This is a genomic window from Vreelandella zhuhanensis (genome assembly GCF_009793355.1).
Taxonomy (GTDB): domain Bacteria; phylum Pseudomonadota; class Gammaproteobacteria; order Pseudomonadales; family Halomonadaceae; genus Vreelandella; species Vreelandella zhuhanensis.
Genome location: NZ_WTKP01000001.1, coordinates 470,391 through 487,617, shown reverse-complemented (window position 1 = coordinate 487,617; position 17,227 = coordinate 470,391). Strand labels below are relative to the sequence as shown.

General features: G+C 55.8%; 17 protein-coding genes and 1 pseudogene. 12 read left to right on the top strand and 6 right to left on the bottom strand.

Translation table 11 applies throughout. The annotated features are described in order from the left end of the window. Positions 1-30 precede the first annotated feature (30 nt). Together GPM19_RS02250 and GPM19_RS02245 are read right to left on the bottom strand one after the other, a co-directional pair. Complete coding sequence (locus tag GPM19_RS02250; protein WP_160417224.1) at positions 31-558, bottom strand: cytochrome b/b6 domain-containing protein; 528 nt, start codon at positions 556-558, stop codon at positions 31-33. Between the two features lie 524 nt (positions 559-1,082). Continuing rightward, complete coding sequence (locus tag GPM19_RS02245; protein ID WP_160417223.1) at positions 1,083-2,012, bottom strand: LysR family transcriptional regulator; 930 nt, start codon at positions 2,010-2,012, stop codon at positions 1,083-1,085. A gap of 169 nt (positions 2,013-2,181) precedes the next feature. Between GPM19_RS02245 and GPM19_RS02240 the strand changes: the two genes are divergently transcribed. The 5 genes and pseudogenes from GPM19_RS02240 to GPM19_RS15335 form a co-directional block, all read left to right on the top strand. Further along, positions 2,182-3,171, top strand: a complete 990-nt coding sequence (locus GPM19_RS02240) for a tripartite tricarboxylate transporter substrate binding protein (protein WP_160417222.1) — start codon at positions 2,182-2,184, stop codon at positions 3,169-3,171. A gap of 26 nt (positions 3,172-3,197) precedes the next feature. Then, positions 3,198-3,632: a tripartite tricarboxylate transporter TctB family protein gene (locus GPM19_RS02235; protein ID WP_160417221.1), complete on the top strand. Its 435-nt coding sequence runs from the start codon at positions 3,198-3,200 to the stop codon at positions 3,630-3,632. 31 nt (positions 3,633-3,663) lie between these two features. Beyond that, on the top strand, positions 3,664-5,154 hold the full coding sequence (locus GPM19_RS02230) for a tripartite tricarboxylate transporter permease (RefSeq protein ID WP_160417220.1): 1,491 nt from the start codon (positions 3,664-3,666) through the stop codon (positions 5,152-5,154). A gap of 58 nt (positions 5,155-5,212) precedes the next feature. Continuing rightward, positions 5,213-6,514, top strand: coding sequence for an aminotransferase class V-fold PLP-dependent enzyme (locus GPM19_RS02225; RefSeq protein WP_160417219.1), 1,302 nt, complete (start codon positions 5,213-5,215; stop codon positions 6,512-6,514). Positions 6,515-6,678: 164 nt separating this feature from the next. Continuing rightward, a pseudogene (locus GPM19_RS15335) lies at positions 6,679-7,190 on the top strand (IS5 family transposase); the annotation flags it as partial. A 6-nt stretch (positions 7,191-7,196) separates the two neighbouring features. Here GPM19_RS15335 and GPM19_RS02215 read toward each other — a convergent pair. Together GPM19_RS02215 and GPM19_RS02210 are read right to left on the bottom strand one after the other, a co-directional pair. Then, positions 7,197-7,898, bottom strand: a complete 702-nt coding sequence (locus tag GPM19_RS02215; protein ID WP_227842068.1) for an RraA family protein — start codon at positions 7,896-7,898, stop codon at positions 7,197-7,199. Positions 7,899-7,966: 68 nt separating this feature from the next. Beyond that, on the bottom strand, positions 7,967-8,902 hold the full coding sequence (locus GPM19_RS02210) for an NAD(P)-dependent oxidoreductase (RefSeq protein WP_160417217.1): 936 nt from the start codon (positions 8,900-8,902) through the stop codon (positions 7,967-7,969). 416 nt (positions 8,903-9,318) lie between these two features. On the opposite strand from GPM19_RS02210, the gene GPM19_RS02205 reads away from it, so the two are divergent. The 6 genes from GPM19_RS02205 (at position 9,319) to GPM19_RS02180 (ending at position 14,654) form a co-directional block, all read left to right on the top strand. After that, entirely contained in the window at positions 9,319-10,287 is a 969-nt protein-coding gene (locus GPM19_RS02205; protein ID WP_160417216.1) for a tripartite tricarboxylate transporter substrate binding protein, read from the top strand. Between the two features lie 69 nt (positions 10,288-10,356). Then, the gene (locus GPM19_RS02200; RefSeq protein ID WP_160417215.1) at positions 10,357-10,815 is read left to right on the top strand and encodes a tripartite tricarboxylate transporter TctB family protein; all 459 of its coding nucleotides are present in this window, start codon (positions 10,357-10,359) and stop codon (positions 10,813-10,815) included. Then, positions 10,815-12,323, top strand: coding sequence for a tripartite tricarboxylate transporter permease (locus GPM19_RS02195; protein ID WP_202114633.1), 1,509 nt, complete (start codon positions 10,815-10,817; stop codon positions 12,321-12,323). Before GPM19_RS02200 ends, GPM19_RS02195 begins: the two co-directional genes overlap by 1 nt. A gap of 222 nt (positions 12,324-12,545) precedes the next feature. Then, the gene (locus GPM19_RS02190; RefSeq protein WP_160417214.1) at positions 12,546-13,196 is read left to right on the top strand and encodes a GntR family transcriptional regulator; all 651 of its coding nucleotides are present in this window, start codon (positions 12,546-12,548) and stop codon (positions 13,194-13,196) included. 553 nt (positions 13,197-13,749) lie between these two features. Further along, the gene (locus tag GPM19_RS02185; RefSeq protein WP_160417213.1) at positions 13,750-13,989 is read left to right on the top strand and encodes a hypothetical protein; all 240 of its coding nucleotides are present in this window, start codon (positions 13,750-13,752) and stop codon (positions 13,987-13,989) included. Positions 13,990-14,450: 461 nt separating this feature from the next. Continuing rightward, positions 14,451-14,654 (top strand): hypothetical protein, encoded by a 204-nt coding sequence (locus GPM19_RS02180; protein WP_160417212.1) that lies wholly within the window; start codon positions 14,451-14,453, stop codon positions 14,652-14,654. A 315-nt stretch (positions 14,655-14,969) separates the two neighbouring features. On the opposite strand, the gene GPM19_RS15330 is transcribed toward GPM19_RS02180, so the two are convergent. Both GPM19_RS15330 and GPM19_RS02170 read right to left on the bottom strand, forming a co-directional pair. Continuing rightward, entirely contained in the window at positions 14,970-15,170 is a 201-nt protein-coding gene (locus GPM19_RS15330) for a tyrosine-type recombinase/integrase (RefSeq protein ID WP_227842066.1), read from the bottom strand. A gap of 112 nt (positions 15,171-15,282) precedes the next feature. After that, positions 15,283-15,855 carry an HdeD family acid-resistance protein gene (locus tag GPM19_RS02170; protein WP_160417211.1) on the bottom strand — a complete coding sequence of 191 codons (573 nt, stop codon included), beginning with the start codon at positions 15,853-15,855 and terminating at the stop codon, positions 15,283-15,285. Positions 15,856-16,778: 923 nt separating this feature from the next. On the opposite strand from GPM19_RS02170, the gene GPM19_RS02165 reads away from it, so the two are divergent. Continuing rightward, positions 16,779-17,198: a phasin family protein gene (locus GPM19_RS02165; RefSeq protein WP_160417210.1), complete on the top strand. Its 420-nt coding sequence runs from the start codon at positions 16,779-16,781 to the stop codon at positions 17,196-17,198. The last annotated feature ends 29 nt before the right edge of the window (positions 17,199-17,227 follow it).

Here is a 17,227-nt window from a genome sequence, read left to right as displayed (position 1 = left end):
AAGAGCCTATAAGTGAGACGTATCACGTTTTTAAGAAAGGTCCGCAGGTGTCTCCTGACGCTTTGTCAGATAGTGTTTGGCCGCTCCCAGAAAATGCAGGGCTATGAGGGTGGGCAACACGTAAATACCCAGCATGATATGGGCGGTTTCAGCCGGCTCATGCAGCACCTCAAGTGATTCCAAGGGCAGAGCAACACGGAACCAACCGAACACATTGATGGCTTCACCTTCCGTAAAAATGTACAGAGGACCGGTTATCACCTGTAGAACCAGTGCAAACAGCATCGCGACTTGCACGCAGTAGGCCACCTGAGACTCCAGTCGTGTGCGTCCCTGGTTGGGTGGGAAGCCCTCATAGAGACGATAGGTCATTCGCCAGAGGATGAACCAGAAAACGAAAAAACCTAGGGCGATATGAACACTCATGACATAACGCCCTGTGTTTTCGCCGGGTGCGTAGGCGGCCACAAACCCTAATACGAGCATGGTGATCACCAACAGGGCGGTGATCCAGTGGTTGAGAGTCGAGATTCCTGAGTAATTGCGCGGTGTTTTCATTCGACTTCCTTATAAAATAAAGGAATAGTGCTTGGACAGCATATGAGCGTTGACATGGCTTCTGGAAAAGTAGCAAACGGACTCTGTCATCACTCAGCCTAGCCGCCAAGCTCAGACATGTGTTTTAAGTCATTGTAGAATAGACACTAAAAGTCTGATTTGATTTGACTCAAGCGGAATTGCCTAAATGCCTCTAAGACGAAGGGACTTTTTGCCCGACCAGCTTACCTTTGTTCCAAGGCGCGCCGCGAGTGATGGAGGTGGTATCCATGGATGGGCCCTCCCAGGATGGAATACTTAGGATGGTTCAAAATATGTGATTTGCTCCGGTAAAGCGGACTTTAAATACGGTGTGGTAAAGAAGGGCTGGGTGTGCATCAGAAAGTGCTAAAAGATCGCTTTTGGCCGAAAGCAGATAAAAAAATAACTCAGATGGAGTCACGGCGCTTCTCGAAAGAAAGCGCGTGGCTCTATGCTATCGCGTCATGTGCAATCCTTATGGGTTAAACCGGATAGCTTGTAATTCAGCCACGAATAAAGTGCTTCTCTGAAGCAAAAAAGGGGCGGGTGAAGTCAGCTGCATCGAAAAGGCGAAGGGCGAGCTCCTCAAGCAGCGAGATACGTACCCCACTATGATACAGCGCATAATAACCAATCATGGGCGGTTGAGGCATCGTGTCTAGGGTCTCTAGTCCCTGCTCTTGGGCAAAACGCTGTACGCAGAATTTTGGTAGCACGCTGATGCCACGTCCCGCCGTCACTAGGCCAACGAGAGCAAGCAAGTTATCGGCTGTCTGGATGGCAGCGGTCATGCCCTGATGAGAAAGCCAGCGATTGACATCCTGCGCGAACCCCGAGCGTTTGCCCTGGCTGATCAGAGTGTAGCGCTCCAGCGCCCCTATGGGTATGGGGCGAGGGCCGTTCACTAAGCCCTCTCTAGCCATGAAGGCCATCTCCACTTCCTCCAGCAGCCGCGTTTCCACACCCGGTTGGGCAAAGGCCTCTGGGATCTGCGGTATTACTACCAGTTCCAACTCACCATCCTGAAACTGTTGATACAGGGTACGGCTCATATCGATGGTGATGTCCAGCCGGATGTCAGGGCGCTCGGTGGTGTAATTCCGTAGAAAGCCCGGTAGCCAAGTCAGGGCAGCCAATTCGGTGAAGCCGATACGTACACGATGGAGCGTGCCTTCAGGTTTGTTGTTGAGTTCGAGGATTCGCTTCGTACTTTCAGTTGTCTTGTAGGCTAGTTCTAGCAACTGTTCGCCCTCTGTAGTCAGCCTTGCGTTACGGCGCGTGCGGTCGAAGAGTTGTAGTCCAGTGGCCTGCTCTAGCTCAGATATGCGCTTGGAAACGGTGGACTGTGTCGCATTGAGGCGCTGGGAGGCGCGTTCAAAAGTGCCTAGCTCGACTACTTGGATGAAAGTCTCGATTTGTTTGAGAGTCAACATGGGTCACCTAAAAATGAATAAAACGACTTATAATATATGAATTTTATTCGCTTTTTTGAAAGTTTAAAATGCTTTTAAGTGGTTAGTGTTCTGTAGCATCAAGCTAGGTTACGCACCACGGCAAGCGACCTGGAAGCTCTAAAACATAACAGTAACAAGGAGTAAGGCGATGAGGGTGCAATCCAATTTGTTGCGGACGATAGTGCTGGGAGCGGCCGGGACGGTCCTGGTGGGCGGCCTGAGTACCTCGGCCTTGGCGGTAGACTACCCCTCCAAGCCGATCGAGATGATCGTTGCGTTCGGTGCTGGCGGCAGCACCGATACCATGGCGCGGATCTTCGCCAAATACGCCGAGAAAGAGCTTGGCGAGCGAATAGTGGTGGTCAACAGGCCCGGAGCAGGCGGCGAAATTGGCTGGGTGCACCTGGCCAACGCAGAGCCGGACGGCTACACCCTGGGTCTTATCAACTCGCCGGTGGTGGAGGTTTATCCGTTCACTCGCGAAGAGACAGTCGGTTACTCCCTCGATGAGATCCGTCCGTTGGCCAACGTGATCACTGATCCGGGCGTGCTGGCGGTCGCTGCCGACAGTCCTTACCAGACCCTAGATGACTTTGTTGGGGCGGTGAAGGACGATCCGGAATCGGTCGTCATCTCCCATGAGGGTCTTGGCGGTGATGATCACCTTGCGGCGCTCAACTTCGCCGAGGAAGCCGGCATCGACCTCAGCTTCGTGGCCTACAACGGTAATGCCGAAGCGACTGCCTCGCTGCTAGGCGGTCATATCACGGCCTTCGAAGGCAACATGTCAGAGGCGGCCTCTCAGATCCAGGAAGGCAAGGTGCGTGGCCTGGCGGTATGGTCCGACGAGCGGGTCGAGCCCATTGCCGACGTGCCTACCGGCAAGGAACAAGGTTATGACGTCCAGGCGGCGGCGTCCCGCGGCTTCGCCGTACCGGCCGGCGTGCCCCAGGAGGTCTATGACATGCTTCTGGCCGTTACCCGTGAGGTTGTCGAGGATCCGGAATTCCGTGCAGAGATGGATCAGCTCAACATGCCGATCAATGCCATCTACGGGCAGGATTACGTCGACTTCATCAACGATAGCCATGATCGACTGAAGTCGCTCTGGGAAAAAGATCCCTGGATCGAACAGTAAACGGCCACTAGAAGGAGGATCGCTCCATGACCCTCGACACTATCGATCGTAGTGTGGCCATGCTGGTGGGCGTGTTGTGTGGCGCTGTGGTGGTCGTGGGCCTGGGGATGCGCGGCGACGCGGGGCTCTTCCCCGCGATCGCTGCCACGCTAGGGCTTCTGGCTTGTATGGGGATTGGTCTTGACACCTTGCGCAGCCGGCCCCCCGACGAATTACCTCCCTCCTTGCCTTGGCACCGCTTCACCATCTGGTGCCTATGTATTCTGGGACTGCTGGGGCTGATGGTGACCGTCGGCACGTTTGTGGCGCTGCCGCTCTTCCTGCTTGCCAGCCTGCGGTGGCTGGGTCACTTGCGATGGGCGGCGGCCTTGATGATCGCCATCGCTTTCTCCGTCCTGATCTACGTGGTCTTTGTGTACCTTCTGGCCGTCCCGCTGCCCGCTGGTTGGCTGACTGACTAACGTCAGTCGACATCACTCCGAGAGACTCTCCATGGATGTATTGCTTCCCGCCCTCGGCAACGTGCTGGCGCCGATGGCTCTCTTGACACTGATTCTTGGCACCTTGGCTGGCATGACCATCGGCGCGCTGCCGGGGCTCTCCTCCACGATGGGCGTTGCGCTGTGCATTCCCATCACCTTCAACATGCCACCAGAGTTAGCGCTGATCCTGCTTGGCGCGGTGTACGTCAGCTCCGTCTATGGCGGTTCCGTGACCGCGATCCTGTTGCGCACGCCAGGCACTGACGCTTCCATCGCCACTGCGCTCGACGGCTACCCCTTGGCCGAGGCTGGACGCGGAGGGGAAGCGCTGGGCATGGCGACACTCGGCTCACTTTTTGGTGGGCTGTTCAGTGTGATCGTGTTGATCGCGATTGCCCCCCCTCTCTCCACGGTCGCATTGGCCTTCGGTCCCCAGGAGTACACCGTGTTGGCGATCTTCGGGCTGGTGACCATCGTCGGTGTGGCGTCGGATCGTCCGCTCAAGGGTGTTCTTACGGCAGCGGTGGGGCTGGTGTTGGCGGCTGTGGGACTGGATGCCTTTACCGGTGTCCAGCGGTTCACCTTCGGACAGAGCGAGTTGTTCGATGGAGTGCCGCTATTGCCGGTGCTGATCGGACTGTTTTCGGTCTCCCAGGCCTTCAACCTCTGCGTGCCCGCTGGCGGTGGCGTGCTGACAGGCAATGAGCAAAAGCTCAAGGGGCGCAGTTTGCCGCTGTGGCACGATGTCCGGCGCAGTTTGCGCACTATGCTGCGCTCCTCGGTGATTGGTTCGGTGGTGGGTATCCTGCCCGGTGCGGGGACCAGCATCGCTTCCTTCATTTCCTACAACGAAGCTCGACGTCATTCGCCGACCCCTGAGCGCTTCGGGAAGGGAGAGCTGGAAGGGGTGGCCGCCTCGGAATCGGCCAACAACGCCGTGACCGGTGGCACCCTGATTCCCACCTTGACGCTGGGCATTCCCGGCAATGCGGTCACGGCTGTCTTCGTCGGTGGGCTGACCATTCATGGCCTGATTCCGGGGCCGAGCTTGTTCACCGACCATGCCGAGACCACCTATACCTTGATCCTCTCGCTGCTGTTCGCCAACGTTCTGTTTGCGATTCTGGGTCTCTGGGTATGTCGTTATTTGGTGGTGGTGACCAAGGTACCGGGGGCAGTGCTGGGGCCGATGATCCTGGTGTTCAGCGTGATAGGCACCTATGCGCTCCGCAACGCGGTTTTCGACGTCTGGCTGGCTATTGGCTTCGGGGTGGTGGGCTACTTCATGGAACGTTGGCGCTATCCGGCCGCTCCTCTGGTGATTGCTCTCATCCTGGGGCCGATCCTCGAGGTCAACTTCCGCCGTTCGATGCAGATCTCCCACTGGGACCTCACCACCTTCTTCACCCGCCCTCTGTCACTGACGCTGTGCCTTTTGGTGGTGCTGGCGCTGGCCTATCCGCTCTGGACCCAGTGGCGCCGCCGAAAGCTCCAGCGCTGATTCTGACGTCCTTTTCGCGAACCAGGGCATCCATATCACTGACACTTGAGATATCAACATGACACTGAAGCCAACTCCCCTGAACCCCTTTCCGGCAGAAGGGACCTTCCTTACTGGAGAACTGCTGACCCAGGTGCGGGAGCGTTTCCTGCACGTCGATATCTGCCCCTACAGCGGCAAGCGGATCTTCTTTGAAAATGCCGGTGGCTCGTTGACGCTTGAGTCTGTGGTGACACGTGGCGCAGAGGTCGCTGGCATTCCTGACAACGAACACCGCGATAACCCGGCCTCCCGCGCCATGTCGGCGATCGTGGCCGAGGGGCGTGACGATCTGGCTACCTTCTTTGGCGCCAGTGGTGGGGTGATTTTCGGCGGCGAGTCAGGCACCGAGTGCCTGTTCCGGGTGATTCGTGCGGCGGCGCTTTCCGTCGAGGCAGGCGGCAGCGTCCTTGCCAGCGCAGTGGAGCACCCGGCGACCTTCGATGCCGCGGCGCAGTGGGCGCGACGCACGGGGCGCGACTGGATCGAGGTGCCCTTCGATGTTGTTACCGGCCTAGTGACGGCGGCGCATTACGCCGACTGCGTGCGTCCCGATACCCGCATTGCCACGATCCTGCATACCAGTCCGGTCACCGGCATGAGCATGGACATCGCCGAGATCGTACAGGCCATTCGTGCCGTGGCCCCGGAGTGCATGATTATCGTCGACGGTATCCAGCATGCGCCACATGGTTTCCTGGCCGTCGATGACTATGGTGTCGATGCCTACGTCATCTCGCCCTACAAGGCATACTGCCGCTTCAACAACGGCTATGCCTGGCTCTCAGGTCGGCTGAGCGTGATTGAGCATGATCGTCTCTCTGGAAAGCCAGCCGATGCCTGGGAGCTGGGCAGCCGCGACCCGTCGGCCCTGGTCGGTGTCAGCATGATGGTCGACTATCTCGACTGGCTCGGCGCGCACTTTACCGATGAAGTGCCACGCCGTGCTCGCCTGCTCGCAGCCGGCCAGGCGATGCAAGCCCATGAGCGCGCCCTGGTCAACCGGCTGCTGCATGGTGGTGCAGGCCTGCCAGGGCTTTGCGACTATCCCGGATTACATCTGATTGGCCAAGCGGATGCGCCGCAGCGCGAGGGGGTGGTGTCGTTTGCCGTTGAGGGGATCGAAGCCAAGCGTATCGTCTCCGAGCTTGGTGCGCGGGGCATCCGTGTCCATGCTCGAAGCGACGATGTCTTCTCAGGTAATATCCTGCGTCCGCTCGGGCTGAAGGCGGTCACACGAGTCTCATTGGCGCACTACAATAGTGTCGACGAAATCGACGCTTGTCTGGGAGTCCTAAGTGAAGTACTGCCGCGTCAGTGAGGGACTGAGCTGCTTCAACGCCCGCTTCCCTGCTATACGCTTCTTTAACCGGCCTCCTGAGCTATGAAATGCTATGGCACTAATGGCCAAATGTCCGGAGTTGGTCACATCACTTTTTAACAGTTTATGACCGGCACCGGATTTGTGCAGGCATCATTGGTCTCAAGTTGACGGCTATCTTCAACGCTTTGGTGGAAGATCCTGATGTCGCATGGCTCTTCATCAATGGCATCTACATCAAGACGCATCTGCACATCGCAGGCGCGGCCAGTGACGATGCTTAGGCCATCAAATACCAGCAAGATTCATCTGGCAGTTGATGCTTACGGGCTTCCTATTGCCTTCAGGCTCACGGTAGGCGAAGCGCATGACAGCAAGGAAGGCTCGGCGCTGATCGACAAATTGCCATTGAGTGGTGCGCTGCAAAGGTTATCAAAGCGAGCGTATCCGCGAGCAGATCGAAGTAAAAGGAATGCGCTCCGTGATTCCACGCAAGCGCAACTCGAAAAAAGGAAATGAGGGGTTAGGCCGAGAATTATATCGTTATCGTTATCGTTATCGTCATCTGGTCGAGAATGCATTTGCCCGATTAAAACCGCGACGCATTACGATAAGCTCAAGCGAAACTACGAAAGCATGGTGGCACTGGCCTGCGGCTTTTTTATGGCTACCCATGTTGGCCCTAGGAGGACTCGAAACTGCAGTTTTTCTGTGCAAGCGTTTGGTCGATCCAGCTGCGATCGCTTCGTCCTGCCTGTATCAGCTCTAGTTCTTTCAGCTCGGCGCTCTGCTTCGCCTGAGCCGCCACGAGGATTTCCTCGGCCTGGGCTTGTGGAACACAGAGCACGCCATCTTCATCACCGATGATTAGGTCACCGGGCATCACTACCATGCCGTCGATGGCAACAGGGATATTGATCTCTCCCGGGCCGTCCTTGTAGGGGCCACGATGGGTGACACCGGCTGCATAGACAGGCAGTCCTAGCTGTCGGATCTCATCCAGATCACGGATGGCACCATTGATGACGATCCCGGCAAGTCCCAGTGCCGCTGCGTGGTGAGCCATCAGCTCCCCCATCATGGCATTGGTCAGATCACCTCCAGCGTCGACGACAATGACGTCACCCGGCTCAGCCATGTCCAGCGCCTTGTGAAACATCAAATTGTCGCCGGGGCGTGACTTGACAGTCAGTGCCGCTCCCGACAGCCTGCGACCACCCCCGTGATAGGGACGCAAGCGGGTTCCGGCCGACGTCATTCTTGCCATTGAATCACTGACATTGGCGACAGGAACATCGTCGAATGCTTTTGCCAGTTCAGGCGCGACCGCCTCTCTTCTTTTCAGTACACGAAATCCAATGTTCATCGGTTCATTACCTGCCATGTGGCTGTATTCCGCGCTTTTGCGCATGTTTTTTTCTGAACTTAATCAAGAAAGATAGGGACCCTGTCTCATTCGAGGCCGAGGATATCCAGCACCTTGCCGACGACTTCATGACCGGTCCGTCGCAGACCTTCCTGGGTCGAGGCGCCGACATGGGGAGTAGCCACGAATCCCGGCTGCTGAAGGAGCGGCAGATCGGGAGAGGGGGGCTCTTCCACGAACACATCCGAGGCCGCTCCGGCGAGGCGACCCTGAGCCAGGGCCTCGGCAAGAGCCGCTTCATCGACAACGCCGCCGCGTGCGCAATTCACCAGAAAAGCGTTTTCGGGCAGCATCGCGAGTTCTTCGACACTGATCATGTTGCGTGTCGCTTCGTTCAATCCGACATGAAGGAACAGAAGCCGAGTCGTTGCCAGAAGCTCCTCGAGGGTCTCGGCTCGCTTGATGCCTTCAGGCCAGGCATCCGCGGGAATGCCCGGATCGTATGCCGAGACCTCAGCGCCAAAACCGAACTGAAGGCGTGCAGCCACGGCCCTGCCGATAGCCCCCAGCCCGATGATGCCGGCCGGCAACTCCGCAATTTCATAGCCCACACGACGCTTTCCGGTGAGCGGTGCTCCCCTCTGAAGAGCGAGGGTATGCCCCGTCAGATCCCGTGCCAGTGACAACGCCATGGCAAGCGCCAAATCGGCAACGGAGGCAGCATTGACACCCGGCGTCGATACCACGGGTATGCCCAGGCTTGCCGCAGTCTCGATATCGATCGTGTCGGTGCCCGCGCCGTGCTTGCCGATCACCTTGAGGTGCCTGGCTCGCCTGATATCGCTTTCATCTACCGGATGATTGCGAACGATGATGGCATCGGCCGCTTCGTGCCACCGGGTGATGGATGCATCTTCCGCAGTCACGAGATTCACCTTGGCGCGAAGCCGAGCAAGAGCCTCTTCGTGGATAGGCTCCAGCACATGCACGGTGAATCGCCCACCGCTGTCGGATCCGGTCATCTCCTGTACTCCTGTTTTCATGAAGGCAAGCGAGAGGCTTTAGCGGCACTGCCTGCCATGCCCCTCGTCATAACGTATTGACAACCATCACCCGTGGCCTGCCACGACCCTCGACAAAGGATGCAAGCGCTCATGAATGCAGCCTGCATGGTGGTCATTAAACGATCTATTAGAGTACATAAAAAGTACATTGGAGGTGCCGGTCAGGCAAGATTATTTTTATCAATAATACTTAAATGCGCATAATACCAAAGGATAACAAATCACAATATAATGATATTGTTGATTTATTTTATTAAAAGAAGGAGTGAGTGGCTGACAGATGGGTATTTCTGTTGACACATCGGAAGCTTCAATACAATGTTCTCTGTATCCAATAATTGGATGCCCACACATAACCACAAGGTATACTTCCAATGAAAACAAAGATGCCGATCACTTGGCTTGCTGCAGGTCTGCTGAGTGCCGCCACCATGGGCAGTGCCTGGGCCGAATATCCCGAGCGCCCAGTCACCATGATCGTCGCCTATAGCGCCGGCGGTGGAACAGATGTCGCAGCACGCACCCTGGCACCCTACATCGAGGAGCATCTCGGCCAGTCCATCACGGTGCTGAACCGTCCGGGCGCCGGTGGCGAAATTGGCTTCACGGCCCTCGCCCAGGCGGATCCCGATGGCTACACCTTCGGCTTTATCAACATCCCCAACATGCTGGCTATTCCCATCCAGCGAGAAGCGCGCTACTCCTTGGAAGATATCGACCCGGTAGCACAGATCGTCTATGATGCCGGCGCCCTGAGCGTCCGCTCCGACAGCGATATCACCTCACTTGAAGAGCTGGTCGCGGAAGCCAAGGCAAATCCCGGCACCGTCACCTACGGCACCACCGGAATCGGTTCGGATGACCACCTGGCCGTGCTCTCCTTCGAGCGCAAGGCGGGCATCGAGCTGAGACACATCCCCTTCCCCGGAGCTGCAGATCTGCGCGCTGCCACCCTCGGTGGACACATCACGATGGCAAGCATGAACATCAGCGAGTCTGTCGACGATATGGAAGCAGGCAATCTGCATATCCTTGGGCAAATGGCTGAAGAACGGTGGGAAAATGCCCCTGAGGTGCCGACCTTCCAAGAGCTTGGCTATGACGTGGTAATGGGTTCGCATCGCGGCATCGGCGCGCCTGCCGGCATGCCGGAAGCGGTATTCGAGACACTGAGCGGAGCAGTGACCAAGGCCGTCGCTGATCCCGAGTTCCAGGAAAAGTCCATGCAGCAGGGTCTGCCTCTCGCATTCCAGGGACCAGAAGCGTTTGGCTCGCAGCTGGAGACATTGAATGCTGAACTGAAGGAGCTCTGGGAAGAACAGCCTTGGTCACAGAACCAATAATCCTGAAGCGGAGCATGCCGACTCGACCGGCATGCTCCCCTTTTCCTTCATTGATATCTGGAATCTACCATGCCAAGGCCTTTGATAGAGCTGCTGTGCGCACTGCTCGTGAGCGGACTTTGTATCGCTGGATTTTTCGAAGCAATACGCTATGCAGGGCCTTCGGGCTACCTGCCCAAGACAGTCATGGCGCTTGGCTTTCTTCTGGCGCTGATTTGGGCGTTCCAGAGTGCCCTGCAGTGGCGAAAGGAAGGAAGCGCGTCTTCGCAAAAGGGAACGGACCTGCCCAGGCTTTCAGTGTTCATCGGTCTTTCGATTGCCTATATCGTGCTGATTCCTTTTCTAGGATACTTCACTGCCACCTTGCTGTTCATACCGGCGGTGACATTGCTGCTGGGATACCGAAAGACACCCGTCCTGTTCGGCGCACCCGTCATCTTTGTCGTCCTTCTCTATCTCCTGTTCGGCCTTGTCTTGCAGGTGCAGCTGCCTGACGAGCTTCTGTTCCAACTTGTCGGTACCAACTAATGGATATATTCAACAACATACTGACAGCACTCCCGCTGATATTTTCGGTCAATGTCATCATTGCCATGGTCATCGGCACGACAGTGGGCATCATGGTAGGCGCCCTCCCGGGACTGTCTGCCACGATGGGCATCGCGGTACTGATCCCTCTAACCTTTACTATGGAGCCACTGGTCGCTCTGGGAATGGTTGCCGGTATCTACAATGGTGCCATGTACGGTGGCTCCATACCGGCCATTCTTCTGCGGATACCCGGCACGCCAGCTGGCATCGCCACGGTCTTTGACGGCTATCCAATGGCCCAGAAGGGCCAGGCACCTCTGGCACTCAAGATTTCGCTGGTATCATCCGCCATCGGCAGTGCCGTCAGTGCTATCGCGCTCCTGGCCCTGGCACCACCCTTGGCCGCCATTGCCTTGAAATTCAGCCCTGCGGATTATTTCTGGCTGGCCCTGTTCGGCATGACGGCCATCGCTGTTCTCTTGAGCAGCAATCCTGTCAAGGGACTGCTCAGCACCTGTCTTGGCCTGGTGGTCGGTATTGTCGGAATAGATGCCATGACAGGCGCGGAACGCTTCTCCTTCGGCAACATTGAATTGCTGAGCGGCATTAACATCATCGTCCTTCTAACAGGTCTTTTTGCCATTCCGCCTGCCATCGATCTGGCAATAAACAGCATGACCAGCCAGAAAGGAGCCAAGCTCGACAAAGTCCAGGAAAAGGTTCGCTGGCGCTCCTTCATTCCGGTCTGGATCAAGTCATCGATACTGGGAGTCGTGGTGGGCATCATTCCCGCACTCGGCGGTAATATTGCTGCTGTACTGGCCTGGAACGAGCAGCGCCGCTCCGATCCCGACAATGACCGTTACGGTAAGGGAGAGCCCAAAGGGGTGGCCGCGCCGGAATGCGCCAACAACGCCGACACGGCTGCTACCCTAATCCCTGCACTGACGCTTGGCATTCCCGGCAGTGCCGTCGCCGCGGTCATTCTCGGTGCACTACTGGTTCATGGCCTGCGCCCGGGCCCGCAGCTGTTCAGGGACGATCCTGAAATCGTTTTCGGCTTCATGCTGAGCATGCTCGTTACCGCGATCCTGATGTTCGTGATCGGGCGTCTTGGCGCTCGAGCCTTTGTGCACGTCCTCAAGGCACCTCCCGCGCTTCTGGCGCCCATGATCATCAGCCTGGCAGTCGTCGGAATTTACTCGATCCACAACAGTATGTTCGAAGTCTGGTTGATGCTCGGTTTCGGACTGCTCGGTTTTGGGATGGAGCGGCTTGGCATACCCACGGCGCCTGCAGTGCTCGCCGTCATCCTGGGTCCCATGGCTGAAGAATCACTGCGCCGTGCCCTGCTGATATCCGGAGGCTCCTTTGACTACCTGGTCCAGAGCTGGATTTCATGGATCATCATCACCATGATCGCGGTGACAGTGCTTGTGCCGATATGGAAGCGCTTCAAGAAGCAACGCACCTCTCGCGGGAGTAACGGCCCGTCCCCACAGTAACCCTTTCCTGCTACCTTTCTGTCCCCCGGCTGCCGGGGGATAAGCGCCGCTGCAAACCAATACGACTCTGGATGCTTGATGTACGGTCGGTTACTATCCAGCGTCAATCTTCTCTCCTCTGAGTTGTAATCGACCCGGGCTCAGCTCTTCATAGCCGAGTCACCTATCTACGGCAACGGATAAACTGTCGCGGCTCAAGGCATACATAATTCGGATATTGCAATGAAAATTGGCGAACGTGTCTACCAAACGCTGCGGCGTCAGCTCATGGTGAACCACTACGAACCGGGTACGCATCTGCGTGAGGAAGTAGTGGCTGAAGAGCTCGGCGTTAGCCGTACCCCGGTCAGGAACGCCTTTCAACGACTGATCTCCGAGGGCCTGCTAAGCCAAGGAAAAAGCCGGGGAGCAACAGTTACGGGGTGGCAGAAGTCGGATACCGAGGACATATTCAAACTGAGAATTCTGCTCGAAAGCCATGCCGCAGCGCTTGCTGCATGTCATATCACTGCCACACAGCTCGACACCATCATCGCGGCGAACGTCAGGATGCGAAAAGCAATTGACGGAAAAAGCAACGACCGGATAGAAGATATCGCCGAGGCGAATAAGAGCTTCCATGAGGGACTCTTTGACGCCTCGGGGCAGGGATATCTTCGAATGTTTGCCCGCACGCTGCTGCATCTTCCCATGGTAAGTGGCTTCTTCATTTATAGTCGCGACGAGATGGAAGAAAGCGTCAGACAGCATCAGGAGATCATCGCGGCTTTGCAAGCGGGCAACGATGAATGGGCCAAGGCTGCCATGACTTGCCATCTGAACGGGGCCCTAGAGCGGTTTCGAAGACCAGGCCGGGCCGATGGCAATGCCTGACTAAGCACTGCACTATCCAGGTTGAAGAAGTTTCCGCTTGATTCCATTAAAGTTGATGGGTCATTCATGTACGACATGAACGATTGTTCCGAGAATAAAAAGCTGACTGAAATAGGCAAGACATTGAGCCTGACAATAGATGAATTGGTCCCATGGCAACGATTGATAGAGGTGCTGTCGCTGTTTTATTTCCCAACTCGGCAGGTAGTGGGGTCGATCACCCATCGGTTTGGAACGCATGCTGCGGATCTATGCCCTGCAGCTGTGGTATGCCCTGCAGCTGTGGTATGCCCTGCAGCTGTGGTATGCACTCGCCGACGAGGCGCTGGAAGAGGCCAGCGAGGGCATATCTGCACACAAGCTGAGCGCGCTACGGCCTCGACAACGTCGATGTCGAGTTGGCCTTGGGCTGTAATGCATTGCAGCAACTGTTCGGGAAAAGAGTGTTACTCGGTGAGCATCTTCAACACATGAAAGATTTGGAGCGGCCCAGGGTGTTTACATAGCGCCATTTTGGGCTATACAAAGAAGGAGTATTGGTCAAGGAGGTGTTATGACTCGCACGGCACGTGTCGAACCCATCAAGGAAGAGCGAGATGACAGCATACTGGTGTCGGGGTGGCGTGTTGTTGACGTGAGTGACCCGAATGGACCCGCCGAGGTTTCCCGACATGACAACGAGCCCGAAGCCATCGAGGCCGCACGCAACTTTGAGCGCGCCACCTCGAGCGAACCTGGCTCGGATCCTGATGATGATCAGGACTATGACAGCGGCGAAATATCCGGCAGGTAGTGCTGATAGCTGGCATCGGTTTTTGTTGGAATCCGTTATTTCTAGCTGAGGCCACGGAAATAATGGATGTTTTTGTACCTGAGGCGTAAAAAGTTTTCAGAATCAAAAGATTACTTTGTAAAAAATAAAGAGAAAGACAAAAAGCTCGGCCAAGTGACCGGGCTTTTAATGGATAATCTCTTGTTGATCAATTGATAAGCATCTGGACTCACAGCAGAAAGTTTGACGATGAGGCTAGCTTCGGATGAAGAAGGGCAACCAGAATTAGCGGAACCAGGAGCGCTCATTACAGCAGAGCTACACTTTTCTCTTCAGCAGGGTTTGAACGCCGGATGTCTCGATTGGTATAGGTACGAACCAGAGTAGGCAGTGCTGATCATAGCTTGCCCTTACGTACTCGGACTGACCACACACCCATAACGGTGATAATCGCCACTGGCAAGGATGCTAATAGGGGGCTCATGTTCCGATTTGCGGCTGTGATCGAGAACTTCAAGAAGGTAACCATCCTGATTATCGATAAGACCGGAACCCTGGCAAAGGGCCGGCCGGAGCTCGAGCACGCTGAAGACTTCGATGCTTTCAGCGCGGACGAAGTACTGCGGTTGGCCATTAGCCTCGATCAGAGGAGTGAGCATCCCTTGGCTCATGCAAAGTCTGTCTAGTTTGCAATGTAATCCGCCCACTCCTGCATCATCGCCCGCCGCTTCTCGAACAGATTACCGCGCCGGTAAGCTGCTTCCACCTTGTTTTCTATAGTGTGAGCCAGCGCCATTTCTGAGACGTCGCGGGGTAGCTGGCGATTTCACCGGTCCAGTCACGAAAGCTAGAGCGGAAGCCGTGCGGCACATATTCACCACGATTACCCCCCGACTCCATACCCCATATCACGCATCAACTGTAGCATCGCCATATTCGACAAGGGTTTACCAATCTGTGCACCGGTGGATACGTACAAATTACCCTGCACCCGCGGCAAGTTAAAGCAGTGACACTGCCTGAGTAGATAGTGGAATTCTATGCTCGCGGCGTGCTTTCATGCGCTCGGCTGGGATGGTCCAAGTGGCATTCTCGAGGTCGATTTCTGGCCAGTCCGTGCGCAGAACTTCCGAAGTTCGCGTTGCCGTCAGGATCAGGAACTGCAGCGCCTTGGAGCTCGGCCATGAAGACAGCAACTTCATCGTAGGGGATAGCCGTGTGGTGGCTGACCCTCCTGCCTCTACCGTGTGGTCCAAAGTGCCGCGGTTATTCTATGAATTCAGGAGCAGAGTTGCTGGCTGGAGTGGCTCATTATCAAATCTTTTTAGCATTGGCGGCTAGTGCCAACATCCAGACCCCAGTGACGATGAAATCGACGCCTAACAGCACGCCAAGAACCCAGGGTAGCGCCTCAGTAAATAGCAGCAGAATGAGAAACCCAAGAGCCAATGACATCAAACCACTGAATAGAATCCATCCCCAGCCAATGGCCGGTCTGACTTGTAGCGCAAAAATGGTTTTGAGCCCCCCTGACAGGAGAAAAAAGAGCATCACGAGTGTTGTCAGTGTCATCACACCTGCCCGTGGGAAAAAAACCATCAGCGCGCCTGCAATGATCGCAATCGCTGACAAGCCAATGCTTAGTAGGAATCCTCTCCAGCGTGGAATGGAAAATGACTGCAACATCTGGGCAATACCGGCGACGAGCAATAAGAGACCGACGATGATATCGATGGACAGCGCCGCGACCCAAGGGAAGATCATCGCCGCGATGCCGAGTAGCAGAAAAACGATGCCCAGGCCCGTAAACCAGCCTCGGTGACGTTTAATATCCTTGATCAGTGTGTCTTGGATTCTGATTTCAAGCTTGTTCGTCGAATTAACCATGACGTCTTCCTTTTAGTGCCGCGTCGATGTGAATGGGGATTGATAATCAGGAAATGGGCTCCAGTATCTGTATTTCAACTGGAAAGGTGTTTCCGAGCGTCAGAGCCAGCTTACAAAGGGCTAAGTGCACGTTTCACAGGCAATCAAGCTCGTCTCGGTCAAGGGGAAGTGAAGTCACGAGCTTTCGCCTGCACAGCATCGCTCCTAGGTGAAAGATTTAGGATGGCCCCAGAAAGGTAAATTAGCCCTGAAAATAGTGGTATTAATGAGTGATTATAGAAGAGTTTTGACACATATGCAGAAGTGCTAAAAGATCGCTTTTGGCCCTGGCTATCCAGGAACAGCACGCTGAATACCTCGTGCTCGTAATCCTGCGAATCAGGATGTCGTTGCGGTAAGCGCGCTTGAAGTCGATTGCGCCCAAAATTGGCTGTGGACCACAGACATTGCACGGTTGGATTGCGCAAGCAACCCACCGAGGATCGTGAGCGTATAAATATTCAATCTGGAAGCCGGAAACTGCCTTAAAAATTCACGATAGGCGCGAATCTTGAATTCCAGGCAGGTGAGGCGAGGCTTTTCTTGATCTGAGTCATTTCAGAGCGACTTTGAATTTTTGAGCACGGCTAACTTAACCTAGATCAATTTGCTCCTGGGTTAGGGGAGTTACCTTGGCGACATGGGGTGACGGGCAAGGATACGCTCGATATGGCCAGGAGGCCTTGCCCCATACCTGTTTCCATTGTCCTGTTTTCTAGCCTGCCCGCAGGGCAATTTTTATTTCTCGTCCCTTCATTCGAAATGTCGCGGTTCTCACGCCCTGTCTTCTAAAATGTTGCACTGCACAAAAAACCCTGCTATTGTGCACTGCAACAGAGCGGGATCTCCCGTTCCATCGCATTCAGAACCCGGAGGTTCTCATCATGACCAACGCATTTGACACCAAGCAGATCACCAATCAATTCGAATCCATGTTCTCCGGTCCGGCTCGCGCCTACGCCGAGCTTTCCGTGAACTACACCGAGAAGCTGGTCAACGCCCAGCAGGACGCTGTCAAGGCTTATTCCGAGACTAGCCTGGCGCAGCTGCGCAACCTCATGAACGTCAAGGATGCCGAAGGCCTCCGCGAGTACATGGAAGGCCAGCAGCAAGTCGCCAAGGACCTGACCGAGCGCCTGAAGGGCGATGCCGAGAAGGTCGTGGCCCTGCAGCAGGACTTCGTCAAGGATAGCCAGAAGCTGACCGAAGAGAACGTCAAGCAGACCCAAAAGGCTGCTGAGAGCAACGTCAAGCAGGCGGCTGACACTATCAATACCACCGCCAAGACTGCCAAGTCTGCCTGATCCAGGCGCCGGCCATGCCGGCGTACTGA